This window comes from Vibrio barjaei (genome assembly GCF_001639065.2).
GTDB classification, from domain to species: Bacteria; Pseudomonadota; Gammaproteobacteria; order Enterobacterales; family Vibrionaceae; genus Vibrio; species Vibrio barjaei.
In genome coordinates, this window is sequence record NZ_LQXO02000053.1 from 262,489 (window position 1) to 279,767 (window position 17,279).

The window sequence follows — 17,279 nt, forward strand, 5'->3', positions numbered from 1 at the left end:
AGAATATTTACCAAATATAACTTTTTTTTATAGTCTGTATAAGACGACACCATCGCAGCGCTCAAATAGAGTGCAAAGCAAATAAGCACCGACACAGGTGTTTACTGCAAAATCAATGAGTAAAAGACGATGGAGTCTATAATGGCAAACCACTTAAGTAAGATTGCAATGGGCGTTGGGCTTATTGCTACATCTTCAGTTGCAGTTGCGGCAGATAAACCGAATATCCTTGCGATTTTCGGTGACGATGTTGGTTATTGGAACATCAGCGCATACAACCAAGGTATGATGGGGTACGAAACTCCAAATATCGACCGTATTGCTAACGAAGGTGCACTTTTCACTGACCATTACGGTCAGCAATCTTGTACAGCAGGTCGCGCTGCCTTCATTACTGGTCAAGAACCTTTCCGTACTGGTCTACTAACGATCGGTATGCCAGGTTCAACACACGGTATCCCTGACTGGGCTCCAACCACTGCAGATCTACTCAAAGAGCAAGGTTACATGACGGCTCAGTTTGGTAAAAACCATTTAGGTGACCAAGACCAACACTTGCCGACTAACCATGGTTTCGATGAGTTCTTTGGTAACCTTTACCACCTTAACGCTGAAGAAGAGCCAGAGACCTATTACTATCCTAAAGATCCAGAGTTCCGCAAGAACTATGGCCCTCGTGGTGTAATCAAGTCGTTTGCTGATGGCAAAATTGAGGATACTGGTCCTATGACGCGTAAGCGTATGGAGCATGCTGATGAAGAGTTCCTAGAAACGTCTCTGGCATTTATGGAAAAGGCAGTGAAAGCTGATAAACCATTCTTCATCTGGCACAACACAACACGCATGCACGTTTGGACTCGTCTACAAGAGAAGTATCAAGGTAAATCTGGTATCTCTATCTATGCGGATGGCATGCTAGAGCACGATGACCAAGTTGGTATCCTACTAGACAAACTGGATGAACTAAACATCGCTGACAACACGATTGTTATCTACTCTACTGATAACGGTGCTGAAACAGTAAGCTGGCCTGATGGCGGTGCGACGCCATTCCACGGTGAAAAAGGCACCACTTGGGAAGGCGGTATGCGCGTTCCTCAACTTGTTCGCTGGCCTGGCGTAATTGAACCAGGTACTAAGATCAACGAAATGATGGCTCACCAAGACTGGCTACCAACACTTCTTGCTGCAGCAGGTGTTCCTGATGTGAAAGAAAAGCTAGCTAAAGGCTACAAAGCAAACGGCAAAGACTGGCGCGTACATATTGATGGCTACAACTTCAAGCCATTCTTTGAAGGTAAAACTGACAAAGCACCTCGTGAGTCTCTACTTTACTTCACAGCAAACGGCGAATTGAACGCGGTTCGTTGGAATGATTGGAAACTGCACTTCGCAACGTTAGAAGGTAACATCACTGACGCGGTACGTTTCTCTCCTAACTGGCCGAAGATCATTCACCTACGTGCTGACCCATTTGAGAAAGCACCACACGAATCTGGCATGTACCTACGTTGGATGGCAGACAACATGTGGCTATTCGTACCAATTCAAGACGTACTTGGCGAATTCTTCCAAACTCTGCCTGATTACCCAATGCAGCAAGGTCAGATGATGAACCCAGCAGCAATTGACTATCAGTCTCTAGGTCTTCAGGGCAAGATGAAGCAACTTGATCAGCTTCAAAAACAAGTACAACAAATGAAGTAATCTCCACAGATTCTCTTCACAAAAAAGACCAGCTTATGCTGGTCTTTTTATTATTGGTCAATCAAGCGAAAGGGTTAATCAAGATTGTCCATGTCTTTCCATAAACGAGCAGCGACTTCCCGCGCCTCTTTGTAAATAGGCTCAACATCGAATGGGAACTCACGGTTTAGGTAAGAGAACTTACCTTCCACCATCACACTGTTTACGTTACTCGCGTTAAGTGCGAATGCAAAGTGACCCGGTAAGTTGTCAGCAACCAAAGGTGTTGGTGAGGTGTAATCGAGAATCGTTAGATCCGCTTTATATCCCGCTTCCAAACGACCAAACTTAGCACCAAAGTTACGACCAAGAATCTCATTACCGTTCCATAGATGACGCATAAAGCTATCAGGCCACATTTGACCACCAGCATCACGATGCTTGAAGAACGCAAATTTAAGCTCTTCGAACATATCTGCACCAATGCCATCGGTACCAATCGCGACGTTTTTGAACTGACGTAACTGGTGGTTATAACCTACGTTGTTGTTCATGTTCGAACGCGCATTATGAACCAAGAAGCCATCGTGTTTGTTCAAGATATTAATGTCCTTCTCGGACAAGAATAAACCATGAGCAAGCAGTGTTTTGTTATCGATTAAGCCAAAGCTATCGAGACGCTCAACAATATCTTGGTCGTAATGATGATGACTATGAGTCACATCGTAACGGTCTTCTGCAACGTGAATATGTAAGCCACGCCCAGTCGCTTTCACTGCTTCCGACAGCATTGCCATACCTTCATTCGACACGGTAAACGGAGCATGAGCGCCGATATGAGCTTCAACCAGATAAGGCTCAACACCTCGCTCTTTTTCTGCATCTACAAGTTGTGCGAAGCGAATATTCTCTTCTACGCCTGCCGCCATTTCTTCAACGCCGCCGTTACGGTCAGTCGTCTCAAAACACGTCATACCACGAAGGCCCGCTTTTAAGAAGCCTTTACGTAACGTCGCCAGTGAACCTTCAATGTAGCTTGGTGAGGCGTGATGGTCGATCACCGATGTACAGCCATGACGAATGGCTTCTAATGAACAAATCAAGCCGCTGTAGTACAAGGCTTCTTCATCCAATGCGCGGTCCATTCGCCACCATAGGTTCTTCAGGATGGAGATAAAATCTGGACTTGGCTTGATGTCCGCCATGATGCCGCGAGCCAATCCTGAATAGAAATGGTTGTGCGAACAAACAATGCCCGGCATTACTAGCTTACCAGTAAAGTCCTTCACTTCAGCATTTGGATACTTGGCACTGAGCGACTCACCGACTTCTATGATAAGGTCGTTTTCGATCGCAATATCAATCCCTTCCTTAATAAAGGCCGGTTCCATCTGTACCGCTGTTGCGTTCTTAATTATCAACATAATTCTATTCTCCTTTTACACTTCTACAGCGCCAAGCAAGTATTTGTGGTTCGATAGAACGTACTGAATAATAGTGGCTTCATCAGCTAACGTTTCTGGCAACTCGATTTGACCATTTTGATTAATTTGATAGGTTGCGACTTCCCCTTGAGCTCTTAGCAACAGTTCATCACCTTGAACTAAGAAACCAGGGTTAGTGCTTGAATCAAAGTCTTCTTTCAAGCTGAACAACGTAAATTTATCTTTGTAAGGTTTGCTGTCCCAAGGGCAGAATTGAGCACAGTTGCCACACTCGTTACAGTAAGCATCAAGGTGGAGTGTTTGATACTGGTCTTTGAAGCCAGGAATCGGCAGTGACATGTTGGCTCGGTTCGGACACACATCCACACACTTACTACACACATAAGAACACTCTAAGCAACGCTCTGCTTCTTGCTTAACAAACTCATTGCGGTCATTTTCTTCAAGCTTGGTCGCTTCAAGCAGCGCAACTTTGATTTCACCTTTCTTACGATACACTTCCGCTGCCGTTACTGAAGACTCAACTTGAGCTAACGTTTCAGATTGAAGTTCACGCTCGATAATTGCCGACGCCGCTTTACGACCACCTGAAATAGCCGAAACAATCGATGATGGACCAGTTTGCGCATCACCTAGCAAGAACACGTTTTCGACCTGAGTCTCGCAAGTGTCATTGTTGACTGCTGGCCAACCGTCTTCACCCATTGGCACACCAATACGCGTTAACACATCACGGTTCGCTTGTTCACCGACTGCTGTAATTACTGCGCTTGCTTTGAGTGAAATGGTTTCATCGGTTGCTACTGGACGTCTGCGGCCTTTCTCATCAGATTCACCCAATGTCATGACACGCGCTACGATAGTGCCATCTTGATGGAACTCTTCTGGATTGGTTAAGAACTTGAAGTTCACGCCATCTTCAACCGCTTCGTCATACTCTTCTTTGTATGCTGGCATTTCAGCTTCAGTACGGCGATAAAGTACCGTTACTTTCTCAACACCTTTGACTTTAAGCGCGGCACGCGCACTATCCATCGCGGTATTACCTGCCCCCACTACTACTACATGATTACCAAGTGCTAACGCTTCACCATCGTTGTAGCGACGTAAGAAGTCTAGAGACTTGTAAATGTTGTTATTGTCACCCGCTAACTTGATAGGGTTACCTTTGTCTGCACCGATACCCAAACAGATGTATTGATAGCCCTGCTCTTTCAGCTGGTCGATAGTGATATCTGGATTCGCGCCATATTCAAATTCCACACCATGAGCTTCAACAAACTCAATGTCATGTCTAATGGCTTTCTCAGGAATTCTGAACTGAGGAATAATGTGTTTGACCACACCACCTGCGCTCTCTTCTTTCTCAAAGATTTTCACAGGATGACCAGCACGAGCAATGAAGTATGCCGCTGATAGACCCGCAGGACCTGCACCAATAACCGCGACTGGTTGCTTGGTTGTATCCAGATTTGGATGATGCCATTTTGACTGGTAACCATCCCAACCTTTATCTAGCGCAATTTTCTTCATTTCACGAATGTTTAATGCACCTTCGTAATCGCGACGAGTACAGTTGTATTGGCATTGGTGATCACAAATATGACCTGTGATGGAAGGCAAAGCGTTTCGAGCGTAAATGACTTCCAACGCTTCGGTATACTTGTGCTGCCCCATTAGACGCAGGTATTCAGGGATATCTTGGCTGATAGGGCACGCTGTTACACAAGGTGCGACATAACAATCCGTTAGTGGCACTGGTTGTTCGACAGTAATTTCTTCTGGACCACGCCACTCTTTCTGCGTGTATTCAGCGCACAAAGACTTCTCTGCCAGTTTTTCCAAACGCTCTAGGTTAACGCCGCGCATTGCCCAATCAGTGCTCACTTCAAGCTCTTTGGCACAGTCAGCAAGGCGCAAGTAGCCGCCTGGTTTTAGTAGGTCTGTCGCCATAGTGATTGGGCGAATACCGGTTTCAAAGATCTCTCTGATGTTGAACTTGCTTGCACCTCCAGAATAAGAGATGGGTAGCGTTCCGTTAAACTCGCGAGACAATTCCAACGCCACATTGATAGATAGAGGGAACAAGGCACGACCAGACATGTACATTTCTTTATCAGGAAGACGACCTTTATTGTTCAATGTACCAAGAGTGTTCGTCAGTTTGACACCAAAGCCGATATTCTTATCTTTACCAAGCTTAACTAGACGATGAAGCATGGCCTTCGCATCTTGCAGTTGCAAGTCGTGAGAGAATGCTTCTTTGCTAAGGGAGATATAATCAAAGCCCGTTTGATCAAGAATACTGCGAACACGGTCATAACCTAGCAGCGTAGGGTTCAATTTAACGAAGGTATTGATGCCCTTGTCTTCCAACATATAACGACAAATCGCTTCGATTTCGTTTGGTGGGCAACCGTGCATGGTTGATAGTGTCACCCCTTCAGTCAAACTGACTGGAATATCATCTACCATTTCGAATAATTGTTGCAGTTCAGTTTCTGATGTTTTGCTATTCAACAGTTTATTATTGGCGATAAAGTCTTTTAACTCTGTTGAATATTGTGCAAATTTTGGATGCTTTGAAGAATCGAGCATATTATCAATATACTCTTGCATTGGCTCAGTCAAAATACCATCTAAATCATAGCCAACACTCATATTAAAAATAAATGATTTCGCTTGCTTCGCCGCTTTACTATCAAATACTGATTCCAGTAGATGCAGCGCAAACCATGCTTTCAAATATTCGTCATACGCTTTGTGTAACGTAAACTCAGTTGACCATTCCGTATTAAAACACTCATCTTCTGCATCAATACATGGTTTAGCAATTTCAAGACGGTCTAACTTCTGAACAGTCTTAAGCTCCATGAAGCGACCACCAGCAAGCCAAGACGTAACGATGTTCTGTGCCAATTGAGTATGAGGTCCGGCGGCAGGTCCTACAGGGGTTTCGCAGTTTTCACCCCAGACCGCAAGGTGTTGGTTTGTCTGTTTTTTATAGAACTGCTTTTCTGGGATGCCGAAAATCGATTTGCTTTGATGATACTCACCAAACATGCGTTCAAGCAGCTCGGTGAATGGAATTGGGCGCATGATATCTCCCATGGTAACACTCCTTTATTAATTCGCTTGTACTTCTGTGTAAATGAATTAATGAGATAAGAGCAATCACTAAGCCAAGGTTGTCTAATTACTTAACATGAAGACATTTTAACTGCTATTTCGTGACAGAGGTCTGATAATAAAGGCTGTTGAGAATAGTTATTAATTTGATTAAAGTGTAATCTTATTTAATGCGGTTTTTTATGATAGTAAGTTCGAGTGTTTTGTTAATTACATCTATCATAACAATAAAAAAGCTATCATATTGATAGCTCATTATTCTCACATTAATTGTCAGCTAAATGTTTAGCTTTCTAATACGACTTCCGGCTGGTTAGGTATATCGATAGCTTTCGCTTTACGCTGCCGTTGAAGTACATTCTCGTCCTGTTGAGGTTCCGTATAACCGCCCTTCTCTACATGCTCCAACCACACTTTCAATTGCGCTGTGGTTTGTTGTCGTTGTTCCAAAGAAAGACCGGACACCAACTGTTTTTGTTTATCAACGTGAGCATCAATCAGAGCGTTAGCGATGTCATATCCTGTTTGCGTAAGTTGAACCACAACACAACGTCTATCACAGTTCGAATGGTATCTGGCAATCAGCTTTTTACTCTCCAAACGGTCAAGGCGATGAGTCATTGCGCCTGATGTCAGCATTAAAGACTGCGTGAGTTCACTGGGAGTTAAACGATAAGGTGCAGAAGAGCGCAATAGTGAAGCCAGCACGTCAAACTCTCCGGTTTTCAAACTGTATTGACGGCATAAACTCGCGAGTTCTTGTTCTACACATTTACTCACTCGCATTAATCGCCCAATAAGAACCATTGGCTCTGTATCTAGCTCCGGTCGCTCGTGTTTCCACAGTTCAGCAATACAATCCATCAGGTCCATATTAATCCCCTTCCAACCAACAATAAGGGCACCAAGAAAGTGATTCGAGGTGCCCTTGCTTTTATCTACTTATAATCACGTTCATCGAGCTTATCGACATGCGTCTTAAATCGCCCAACCGCCCGCGTAGAACACCACCAATACGATAGTAATCAACACAGTACCAACATTAAGTTTTTTCCACTCGCCTGATACCACGCGGCCACATACTAGCGTTAGGAAACCAAGCATGATACCTGTCACGATGTTACCGGTTAGTACGATGAATACCGCACAAACAAGACCAGATAACGCATCAACAGAGTCATCAAGTTTTAGCTTGCTAACATTGCTCATCATCAATAGACCTACATACATCAGTGCAGGCGCTGTCGCGTAAGCTGGAACAAGGTAGCTAAGTGGAGCAAGGAACAGTAGCAATAGGAACAAACCACCTACCACAACGGCAGTCAGACCTGTTTTACCACCCGCAGCAGTACCTGCCGCAGATTCGATATAAACCGCTGCTGGCGCACCACCAACAAAACCAGAGAAAATACTACTGACTGAGTCAGACGTCAGTGCTTTACCACCGTTGATGATGTTGCCATCTTTATCGAGTAGATTAGCTTGTCCCGCTACCGCACGAATCGTACCAGTCGCATCGAAAATTGCCGTCATAACCAAGGCTAATACACTAGGGAGAACAAGTGGACTTAATGCACCCATAATGTCCATTGAACCAAGTAGTGAGCTTTCACCTGAACCAAACGATGGCATGGCGAAGACGCCTTGGAATTTAACGCTTGGATCAAACATCAGACCTAGCACAGAAATCGCAACAATAACCAGTAAAATTCCACCAGGAACACGACGCTTCTCTAGGCCGAAAATCGCTGCTAAGCCAAGTACTGACATGATAACAGGGAACGAAGTAAACTCACCCAAGCTAACAGGTAGACCTTCCACTGGGTTTTTCACCACAAGACCAACACCATTCGCTGCGATAAGTAGCAAGAACAAACCGATACCAATACCCGTGCCGTGCGCAATACCAAAAGGTAGGTTTGTTAGGATCCACTGCCTTACCCCTGTAACGGTAATCGCAGTAAAGACAACACCCATTAAAAAGACCGCTCCCAGCGCAACAGGTATAGATATTCCTTGCCCGAGCACCAAGCTGAAAGCGGTAAAGGCGGTTAGGGATATCGCACAACCAATAGCCATCGGCAAGTTAGCCCAAAAGCCCATGAGCAGTGAACCAAATGCCGCAACCAAACAGGTGGCGATAAAGACGGAGCCTTGGTCAAACCCAGCAACACCAAGCATGCTTGGTACTACGATCACTGAGTAAACCATGGCTAAGAAGGTAGTAAGTCCGGCAATTAACTCTTGCCTAAAATTACTACCACGTTGTGAGATTAAGAAGTAATTGTCGACCCAACTATTGTTGGTTGACGTGGGTTTATCTTCAGCAATCTCCATCGTACTTTGCTGATTTGAGATATTTTCGGACATGTTATATTCCTTTTCATTAAGTCTTGGTCATCCCTTGTATTGAGACCAATGCATCTGCTGTATTTGCTATATTTGCCATAAAATCAGCTGCGCTCATAAACCAAACACCCGTCAACGTAGGTACGATAAATACTTCTATCGTCGCCGAGGGTCATGAGCACAAACAGTTTTTCAATAAGTTCAGAAGAGTTGTCGTATCGAAGTTGCTGGAGCGGTGTCGCACAAGGATCAATCACAACAAAGTCAGCTTCTTTGCCAACCTCAAAGTTGCCCAATAGGTGGTCTAGAGAGAGTGCTTTCGCTCCACCTAATGTCGCCAAATATAATGCCTCAAACGCCGAGAGCTTTTGCTGCTGCAATTGAGCAACTTTGTATGCCTCGTTTAACGTTTGCATCATATTAAAAGTGGTTCCTGCGCCGATATCCGTCCCGATACCTACTTTCACGTTTCGTTTCCACGCCTCCTGCATTTTGAATAGGCCGCTGCCTAAATACAGGTTGGAAGTTGGACAAAACGCGATAGCTGAATCCGTTTCTTGTATGCAGTCCCACTCTTGGTCCTCTAGATGAACACAATGTGCGAATACACTCTTTGATCCAGTCAGGCCATAATGGTGATAAACATCTAAATAACCGTCTTGTTCAGGGAAAAGTTCTTTAACCCAAGCAATTTCGTTCTTGTTTTCTGACAAATGCGTATGAATATACGTATCTGGGTATTCCTCTCTTAACTTATGCGCCATTTCCAACTGTTCCGGTGTGGAAGTGGGTGCAAATCTTGGGGTAATCGCGTAAAGCAGACGGTCCTTTTTATGCCATTTCTCAATCAGTGTTTTAGTTTGGTTGTAACTTGTCTCCGGTGTGTCTAGTAAGTAATCTGGCGCGTTGCGGTCCATCATGACCTTACCAGCGACGATTCTCATATTGAGTTTGTTTGCTTCAGAGAATAGTGCATCTACGGACTCTGGATGAACCGTTCCGAATACCATGCCTGTTGTCGTGCCATTTCGAAGCAACTGCTTAATAAAGAACTTAGACATCTCCTTGGAGTAGTCTCTGTCTTTATAGCGCGCTTCTGTCGGGAACGTATAGTTGTTCAGCCATTCAAGTAGCTGTTCACCATACGCGCCAACCATTTCTGCTTGTGGGTAATGAATATGGGTATCAATAAATCCTGGCATGACAATTTTGCCTGGATAAAAACGAATACGTACTGAGTCTGGGACTTTATCTTTGCCTTCTTCCCATTCGCCGACCCACTCGATACGACCTTGGTCAACAAGAAGAAGTCCATCTTCAATAAAACGTACGTGCTGTTCGATATCTTCAGGCTTATCAACTACTTTTGTGATATCAAGTATTGAAGCCCTAATAGCCTTAATTGATTGGGTATATTGCATAATTACCTCGACCTTAACGCCCCTATTCACTACTTTGCTCACTAACAGAGGCATTACTTCCCGTTATTTGTAATAAATGTGCGGCAGCGTTTTTTGGTCTCCGCTGCCGCACTGTTTGTTATAATTTGTTGAGACCTTTGAGGATTTTCTCTGGTGTAAAGTGCCACTCGCGTAGCCATACGCCACAAGCGTCATGAATTGCTGTTGCAATGGCAGGCGCTGCACCGTTTACACCAATTTCAGAGATAGATTTCGCACCGTATGGTCCAACTGGATCATCACTTGGCACCAACACCGCTTTGAAATCTTTTGGAATGTCACCAATCTTCGGCGCACCATAGCTCTTAAGATCGGTGTTAATTGGCACACCGTTGTCGTCGTAAATTAGCTCTTCAAACAAGCTGTGACCGATAGCGCGCATACTCGCACCGTAGATTTGACCAAGTGCCAAATCAGGGTTCACTGGCGTACCGCAATCGAGCAATGCATGGAACTTATCAAGTCGGATTTCACCGGTTCTAGTATTGACAGCAACTTCAGCAAAGTTTGCCCCGTAAGGGAAAGCGAACTCAGCAGTAGTGAAGCATCCTGAAGCCAACAGTTGTCCCCAACCCGTTCCGCTTTCTGCTTTATGAGCGATGTCGAAGAAAGTTACTTCACCAGCAGGCCCTTTTACCAAGCCAGGTGCGACGATTTGTACATTTTCAACCGACTCTTCAAGCATTTCCGCACCGTACTTCAAGATTTTCTCGCGCATCGCTTCTGCAGCGCGTTTCGCTGCATTACCAGAGAAGCAAGTGCCCGAAGAGGCATACGCGCCTTTATCGAAAGGTGCATGGTCAGTGTCACCAGAATGAATCGTAATATCTTCCAGTGGACACTTAAGAACTTCAGCAGTTAACTTGGCGATCACTGTATCAAGACCTGTACCGATGTCTGCACCACCTGAATGAACGATGAAAGTACCATCAGAAGCCATCTTGATACTGCAGTTCGCTTGGTCGATATCAGGAATCCCTGATTTCTGTTGAATAATCGCCACACCGCGACCCACTTTCCAATCACCTTGATGATCTTTTGGTGAATCCCATTCGATGAGTTTACGACCTTCACGAAGAATCGCTTCTAACGCACAACTGTGTACCTTAGGAGTGGTAGTTGGCATTTTACCTTCGCCGATTGCACCAAGAATCTTAAGTTCTTGGCCTTCAACGACTCGGTTTTTCTCAATCATATCGAGATGGTCAATACCTAATTCTTCCGCAAGTTCCGCCATCGCCATCGTCAATGCATAGTTACCTTTCGGCGCACCATAACCTTGATAAGCACCTGTTGGACAGATATTTGAATAGTACGTAGTGACTCGGAAATCGACGTTGTCACAAGGGTAAAGCGGTAGTGACAAGGCAGGACCATTTGATGGTACCGTCAATGCGTGGTTACCATAAGGGCCAGTATTCGCGAGGAACTCCATATCAATAGCGGTAAGCTTACCGTCTTTGGTCGCCCCCAGTTTCACGGTCACTTTCGCTACGTGACGAGTGGAGTTACAAATAAACTCTTCTTCGCGAGTATGGTGGAAATATACTGGACGACCCGTGGTATAGGTTGCCCAAGCACACACGTCTTCAAGAAGGATGTCTTGTTTTGAGCCGTAGCCACCACCGACACGCTCTTTGACGATGTGAACTTTGTTCTGTTTCACATTAAGGATCTTGGCGACTTGGCGACGTACGTGCCAAGGCACTTGTGTAGAGTCGTGCATGATGACGCGATCGCCATCCATGTAGCTGTAACAGATATGGGTTTCGACTGGCAGTTGCTGTACCTGCTTCGACTCATATGTACGCTCTAAAATAACGTCCGCTTCTGCAAAACCTTTGTCTAGATCACCAATGTGTCCACGAACGCCTGCAGCGATGTTCTTTCTTGGCTCACAGCCAATTGGGAAATTCACAATCAGCTTACCTTCGCGAGGATCAGCGTTGGCATTTTGCTGCTCTAGATCGTCTGGTGCCCCTACTCCATATTCAATAGGCTCGTTATGAACAATTGGTGCATCTGGAGCGCGCGCTTCGTCGATACTCATGACAGGCTTGAGTACTTCGTACTCAACATCGATCAGTTTCAGCGCTTCGTTAGCAATATCTACAGACTCGGCAACAACAGCAGCAACACGGTCACCAACGTGACGCATTTTTTGACCGAACATACGTCGATCAAGCGGTGAAGGCTCTGGTGCACTTTGACCACCCGGCGTATAAGGAATATCAGGACAGTTAAGGTGAGTTATGACACTCACTACACCTGGTAAGGCTTCTGCTTTAGATACGTCTAAATGCGTGATCCAAGCATGAGCATGTGGGCTGCGCAGCATTTTGATGACACAGGCATTAGCAGGAATTCGATCTTCTACATAACAAGGCTTAGCCTGAACCATTTTCGCAGAGTCGAGTTTTGGACAGTTCTTACCAACGATATCCAAGTCATCTCTAAATTCTGGCGCAAACATCTCTGTGTATTGAGGATCAGCTTGGCGTTTCACTGCCAGTTCAACAACTTCATAGAATTGCTGATAACCAGCATCACGGCTAAACAAACCAGATAGTGCATCGTCTATTTCTTCGCGTGTAGGCTGTTGAATACGCTCTAGTAAATCAGTCAACAGCAATGCCAATGCTGGGTCGTTATATCCCGATTGAACAACACCAACATCGATCATCGCTTGTTGAACTAAACTGAGTTGATTCCAAGAAGATAGTGCTTCGGCCGTTTTGACTTCGCCACCTTCCAATTGAGCAGCGATAAGCAGTGATGCGTTCACAAGTTTGCCGTTGAACAACACCACATCTGAGCCCGCATAACCCCAACCATCATCACTATTTCGGACGGAATGTAGTCCCATAGAATGCAATAGTGTTTGAACGTTGGTTTCTGGTGCGCAATGAGCCGTTTCAGGTCGGCCATTAAGGTTAAATTGAATAGACATTACGCTACCCCCTTTGCCATTTCACGGCATTCAATTAGTAGGTCAGAGATCACTATGGCACTTAGGTAAGTTTTGTACTCAGCGCTACCACAAATATCGTCCACGGCGTGAATTGAATTCTTAATGGCTTGCTCTAGTTCATCACCACTAAATGTCAGACCTTCAACATCGCGCAGTCTTATTGGCTTAGCGATTTCGTCAAAACGAGTCGCAATCCCTTCCATGGCAACAATCTGTTTGCCTTGCTTATCTACAGACACCGACGCATTAATTACGCGTAGGCCATCAGCGCTTCTTGCAACTCGTTTGCTTAGTGCAGCAAGCGTGATATCAGGAATGACGATCTCTTTAATAAGCTCATCACTTGGTTGCTGAATGTAAGCTTCCAATTCAACCTGCTTGTCATCCGCGAAGCGAACTAAAGCATTGAGAGCCATCAGGACAGGAACCAGGGGAGCTTCACACTGATGAGCAGCTATTTCACCACCAATCGTTGATTGATTTCTTAGATGTCTGGAATAGATGAACCCCGCAGCTTGTTTAATGTTGCTTGGGACTAACTCACTGTCGACAAGATCTTGAATTCGGCTCATAGCGCCCAAAGTGAGGGTGTTGCCATCTAGTTTGATATAGTCCAAACCCAGTTTGTCGATTGCGACAAAAACACCTGCATCACTGCGAGTCGGTGCTGCGTTTAACTTAGATCCTCCGGCAAACCACACCGCTTGACTTCCATGGTTAGCTTTAAGCTCCAACGCTGCACTCACTGTGTCCGGCGTGAGGTATTTAATATTCATATTCTTCGCCTTTTAGCATTGATTAGATTGAATTACAGAAAAACTGTTACTAGGTAAAAGGCAACATTTGAGCCAATGCTTACTTTGTTATTTAGTATTCGTGAGCTCGGTCTAATATTGAAAGAATTTGCGATATAGATCGTGATTTTCAATATCAAATTAAACTGCACAGACCAGCTAAGTGTTATTTATTGTCATTGATTTTAACCATCAATTAACAAATTAATTATTCATTATTAGGTGATAGATGAATATCAAATTGATACTTTCGATACTATTTTATCAAGTTGATAGTTAATACTTTGATTGCGTTAACTTAAGCAGTTTTTGGTAGGCTTCGGGAGTATCAACATCTAAATGAATAGCAGGGTCACTAAGTTTAAGGTAGGCTATCTCTCCTAGCTTAAGAATCGATTTCATCGAATCAAAGTTCCCTTGCTCTCGTTGAGCCTTAAAGCTTGTCGTATGTATCAACACTGGGTGACCTGTTGCGAGCGGTTTACCGGGGAACAACGTTCCAGTAACCTTATGTTCCCAAAGAGTTTTATAAATTTCTCTTGCGATACAAGGCATATCGCCATGGCTAATATAGAAGAACTCCGTATCGACCTCATTAATACCTAATTGAAGTGAAGAAAACATGCCTGAGCGGTAATGTTGGTTTCGTACAATGGTGACCTTTTTGTTGTCTTGAAACTGCTCAATCAGTTCATCTTCCCTATGCCCAACCACTAAGATCACACGAGTACAGAATGACAACGCATTTGTGATACTTTGCTCTAAGATCGTATTGTCTTTATAAGGTAGAGTTAATTTCCAGCATCCCATTCGAGACGATAATCCGGCTGCTGGAATGACACAGTCAATGTTATTTTTATTTTTTATCATACGAAATTCGAATTGAGTTTTTTGTATTTTAATCTATTGAATTGGGTAAATATGCCAATGTCGTCAAATAATTCTTTTTCCGAGTTTGCACATTCATTAATTTCAAGAACCACCAGTGCCCGTGAGCCAATAACTATTTCCTTGGTGGGTGGCGGAGGAAAGACACAACTCTTGTATCGGCTTGCTAATGAATACCAGCAAATTGGCCACAAAGTATGTGTTACGACAACCACCAAGATGTACTTCCCTAATGCGCCAGAGCTGAATCAAGTCACGGACTTTGCCTCTCATTCACCATTACCATCAACGGGTATTACTTTTGTTTATAGCGAACGTTTATGCCCTAGCGACAACGATGCGAAAGTGAAGGTTCGTGGCCTCTCTGGTGACCAGATTGAATCCCTAATGCGACAACAACTGTACTCTGTTTTTATCGTCGAAGCAGATGGTTCACACCGACTTCCTCTTAAGGCACCTGCTAGGCACGAGCCTTGCATTCCTAACCATAGTGATGTGGTAATTGGTGTCACTGGTGCAGATCCGATACTTAACCCGGCTAATCCTGAAGCCATTCATCGTTGGAATGAATTCAGTATGTTAACGAAATGCAAAGAAGGGTCAGTCATTGGGAAAAATCAAATTCAAGCACTGGTGCACAGCGACCAAGGTCTGTTTAAAGGATGCAGTGAGCAACAACAAAAAATATGGGTCATCAATAGATTCGATTTAGCCAGCGATAAAGCACAACTGACTGAATTGGCCAAGCAGATATTTGATGAAGAACCTCAGCTCGCTCAACTCGCGTTAACACAAATGACGGCAGATAACCCAATCCACCACATTTTCAATCGGACTCTATAGCATTTACACAGAGGTAGTTTGGATGAACATTTTCGCCAAGGCAGCACAGTTAGAGCAAACCAATACACCATTTGCGTTTGCCAATATCATTGAAACAAAAGGCTCTTCTCCTCGTCACACTGGAACCATGCTCGTAGAACAAAGCGGACAAATTCATGGCACGATTGGTGGCGGCATGATAGAGCGCTACGTGATCGATCAAGCCATTGAAGCAATAAAAGAAAACAAACCTCGCGTCGTTACTGGACGAATGACTCGCACCGGCCCTGAAGCGATGGGTATGGATTGCGGCGGCGCAATGACGCTTTCAATTGATGTCTATGGCTCTCGCCCTCGCCTGTACTTAATAGGGGCTGGTCATGTAAACAGAGCCGTTGCTCAAGCCGCCGCTCCATTAGGATTCGATATTACTGTTGTCGATGCTTATGAAGGCAGCTTAGCAGAGGAGCATTTCCCCCAAGGCACTCATCGAGTATTAGGCGACACTATGCTCAGTGCCATCGACTCTCTTGATATCACACCAGACAGCTACGTGATAATCGCCACCAACCACCAAGATCAAGACGCTATCAACGCAATCGCCCAGAAACAGACTACATATACGGGTTTAATGGCCAGCCGCAGAAAAGTACAGACACTATTCCAAGGCTTACGCGAATTAGGCACCAGCCAAGAAGAAATCGATCATATTCACTCTCCTATCGGCTTTGATATTGGCGCTGAAACGCCTGAAGAAATCGCCATCAGCATTTTGGCTGAAGTACTTAATGCGAAAAATGGCGCTTCAGGAGCCAAATTGAAAGAACGCGTTGGCAGCTTCAATCAAAAACTGGTGCTTGTACGCGGTGCAGGTGATATCGCGACAGGTGTCGCTGCGAGATTGCACAATTCCGGCTTTAAAGTAGTCATGAGCGATATTGAAAAACCAACCATGATTCGCTGCACGGTCTCATTTGGTCAATGCCTTTACGGTAAACCTGTCACAGTAGAAGGCATTACTGCGGAAAAAGTTCAGTCTTTTGATAAAGCCTGCCGATTGTTAGAAAAAGGCAAGATTCCTGTGTTTGTTGACGAAACAGGAAAACTCGCAGAGGCCATCAAACCTGATTTTGTTGTTGATGCCATTCTTGCGAAAAAGAACCTTGGTACACACAAAAGAATGGCACCCGTCACCATCGCTTTAGGCCCAGGCTTCACCGCTGGTGAAGACTGCCACGCAGCAATAGAAACCAATCGGGGACATCAGCTCGGTCGAGTAATTTACGACGGTCCATGTCAGCCTAATTCAGGTATACCTGGCAGCATCTTAGGGTATACAGAGCAACGGGTAATTAGAGCGCCTGGCGTAGGTATCTTTACTGCCGAAGTAAAACTTGGTGATCTGGTTGAAGAAGGACAACCTATCGCGAAAGTCGATGACATGGTTGTTTACGCACCGTTGAGCGGTAAAGTCAGAGGCTTACTCAACAACGGGTTGAGCGTTCATCAAGGCTTTAAGGTGGGCGATGTCGATCCGCGTGGTGAAAACGTTGATCACTGCACGATTTCTGATAAAGCTCGTGCGGTTGCAGGCGGTGTTCTTGAGGCAATGTTGTGTTTAAGTGGTCGGTAGTGGGTATTAACCTGTAATCCATCATCTTCAGCGCATGGTAACCATAGTAGTGACTATATTAAAAAACGCCTGATGGTCTCATCAGGCGTTTTCTTTTATTAG

10 protein-coding genes and 1 pseudogene are annotated in these 17,279 nt (G+C 44.7%); 3 read left to right on the plus strand and 8 right to left on the minus strand.

Annotated elements, in window-relative coordinates; genetic code table 11:
* Positions 1–141 precede the first annotated feature (141 nt).
* Positions 142–1,707, plus strand: coding sequence for an arylsulfatase (locus AWH66_RS21800; RefSeq protein ID WP_063603486.1), 1,566 nt, complete (start codon positions 142–144; stop codon positions 1,705–1,707).
* 74 nt (positions 1,708–1,781) lie between these two features.
* Here AWH66_RS21800 and ssnA read toward each other — a convergent pair whose 3' ends face one another.
* The 8 genes and pseudogenes from ssnA to AWH66_RS21840 all read right to left on the minus strand — a co-directional run bounded on the left by ssnA (position 1,782) and on the right by AWH66_RS21840 (position 14,704).
* On the minus strand, positions 1,782–3,110 hold the full coding sequence (gene ssnA / locus AWH66_RS21805; protein ID WP_063603485.1) for a putative aminohydrolase SsnA: 1,329 nt from the start codon (positions 3,108–3,110) through the stop codon (positions 1,782–1,784).
* A 15-nt stretch (positions 3,111–3,125) separates the two neighbouring features.
* Positions 3,126–6,242 carry a putative selenate reductase subunit YgfK gene (gene ygfK / locus AWH66_RS21810; protein ID WP_063603484.1) on the minus strand — a complete coding sequence of 1,039 codons (3,117 nt, stop codon included), beginning with the start codon at positions 6,240–6,242 and terminating at the stop codon, positions 3,126–3,128.
* Between the two features lie 411 nt (positions 6,243–6,653).
* Positions 6,654–7,133 (minus strand): annotated as a pseudogene (locus AWH66_RS21815) (MarR family winged helix-turn-helix transcriptional regulator); the annotation flags it as partial.
* Between the two features lie 105 nt (positions 7,134–7,238).
* Positions 7,239–8,597, minus strand: a complete 1,359-nt coding sequence (locus tag AWH66_RS21820) for an NCS2 family permease (protein ID WP_062459333.1) — start codon at positions 8,595–8,597, stop codon at positions 7,239–7,241.
* Between the two features lie 116 nt (positions 8,598–8,713).
* A complete protein-coding gene (gene guaD / locus AWH66_RS21825; protein ID WP_063603482.1) occupies positions 8,714–10,030 on the minus strand; it encodes a guanine deaminase in 1,317 nt (438 codons plus the stop codon).
* Positions 10,031–10,148: 118 nt separating this feature from the next.
* Positions 10,149–13,019 carry a molybdopterin-dependent oxidoreductase Mo/Fe-S-binding subunit gene (locus tag AWH66_RS21830; RefSeq protein ID WP_063603481.1) on the minus strand — a complete coding sequence of 957 codons (2,871 nt, stop codon included), beginning with the start codon at positions 13,017–13,019 and terminating at the stop codon, positions 10,149–10,151.
* Positions 13,019–13,816 carry a molybdopterin-dependent oxidoreductase FAD-binding subunit gene (ygfM, locus tag AWH66_RS21835; RefSeq protein ID WP_063603480.1) on the minus strand — a complete coding sequence of 266 codons (798 nt, stop codon included), beginning with the start codon at positions 13,814–13,816 and terminating at the stop codon, positions 13,019–13,021. The genes AWH66_RS21830 and ygfM overlap by 1 nt, the downstream gene beginning before the upstream one ends.
* Before the next feature lie 294 nt (positions 13,817–14,110).
* Positions 14,111–14,704 carry an NTP transferase domain-containing protein gene (locus tag AWH66_RS21840; protein WP_063603479.1) on the minus strand — a complete coding sequence of 198 codons (594 nt, stop codon included), beginning with the start codon at positions 14,702–14,704 and terminating at the stop codon, positions 14,111–14,113.
* 57 nt (positions 14,705–14,761) lie between these two features.
* Here AWH66_RS21840 and yqeC point away from each other — a divergent pair, with 57 nt between their 5' ends.
* On the plus strand, positions 14,762–15,565 hold the full coding sequence (yqeC, locus tag AWH66_RS21845) for a selenium cofactor biosynthesis protein YqeC (protein WP_167360981.1): 804 nt from the start codon (positions 14,762–14,764) through the stop codon (positions 15,563–15,565).
* 22 nt (positions 15,566–15,587) lie between these two features.
* Positions 15,588–17,177, plus strand: coding sequence for a selenium-dependent molybdenum cofactor biosynthesis protein YqeB (yqeB, locus tag AWH66_RS21850; protein ID WP_063603477.1), 1,590 nt, complete (start codon positions 15,588–15,590; stop codon positions 17,175–17,177).
* The last annotated feature ends 102 nt before the right edge of the window (positions 17,178–17,279 follow it).

Coding starts and splice junctions, on each gene's coding strand:
- AWH66_RS21800 (WP_063603486.1), top strand. CDS start 142: ATGGCAAACCACTTAAGTAAGATTGCAATGGGCGTTGGGCTTATTGCT.
- ssnA (WP_063603485.1), bottom strand. CDS start 3,110: ATGTTGATAATTAAGAACGCAACAGCGGTACAGATGGAACCGGCCTTT.
- ygfK (WP_063603484.1), bottom strand. CDS start 6,242: ATGGGAGATATCATGCGCCCAATTCCATTCACCGAGCTGCTTGAACGC.
- AWH66_RS21820 (WP_062459333.1), bottom strand. CDS start 8,597: ATGGAGATTGCTGAAGATAAACCCACGTCAACCAACAATAGTTGGGTC.
- guaD (WP_063603482.1), bottom strand. CDS start 10,030: ATGCAATATACCCAATCAATTAAGGCTATTAGGGCTTCAATACTTGAT.
- AWH66_RS21830 (WP_063603481.1), bottom strand. CDS start 13,019: ATGTCTATTCAATTTAACCTTAATGGCCGACCTGAAACGGCTCATTGC.
- ygfM (WP_063603480.1), bottom strand. CDS start 13,816: ATGAATATTAAATACCTCACGCCGGACACAGTGAGTGCAGCGTTGGAG.
- AWH66_RS21840 (WP_063603479.1), bottom strand. CDS start 14,704: ATGATAAAAAATAAAAATAACATTGACTGTGTCATTCCAGCAGCCGGA.
- yqeC (WP_167360981.1), top strand. CDS start 14,762: ATGTCGTCAAATAATTCTTTTTCCGAGTTTGCACATTCATTAATTTCA.
- yqeB (WP_063603477.1), top strand. CDS start 15,588: ATGAACATTTTCGCCAAGGCAGCACAGTTAGAGCAAACCAATACACCA.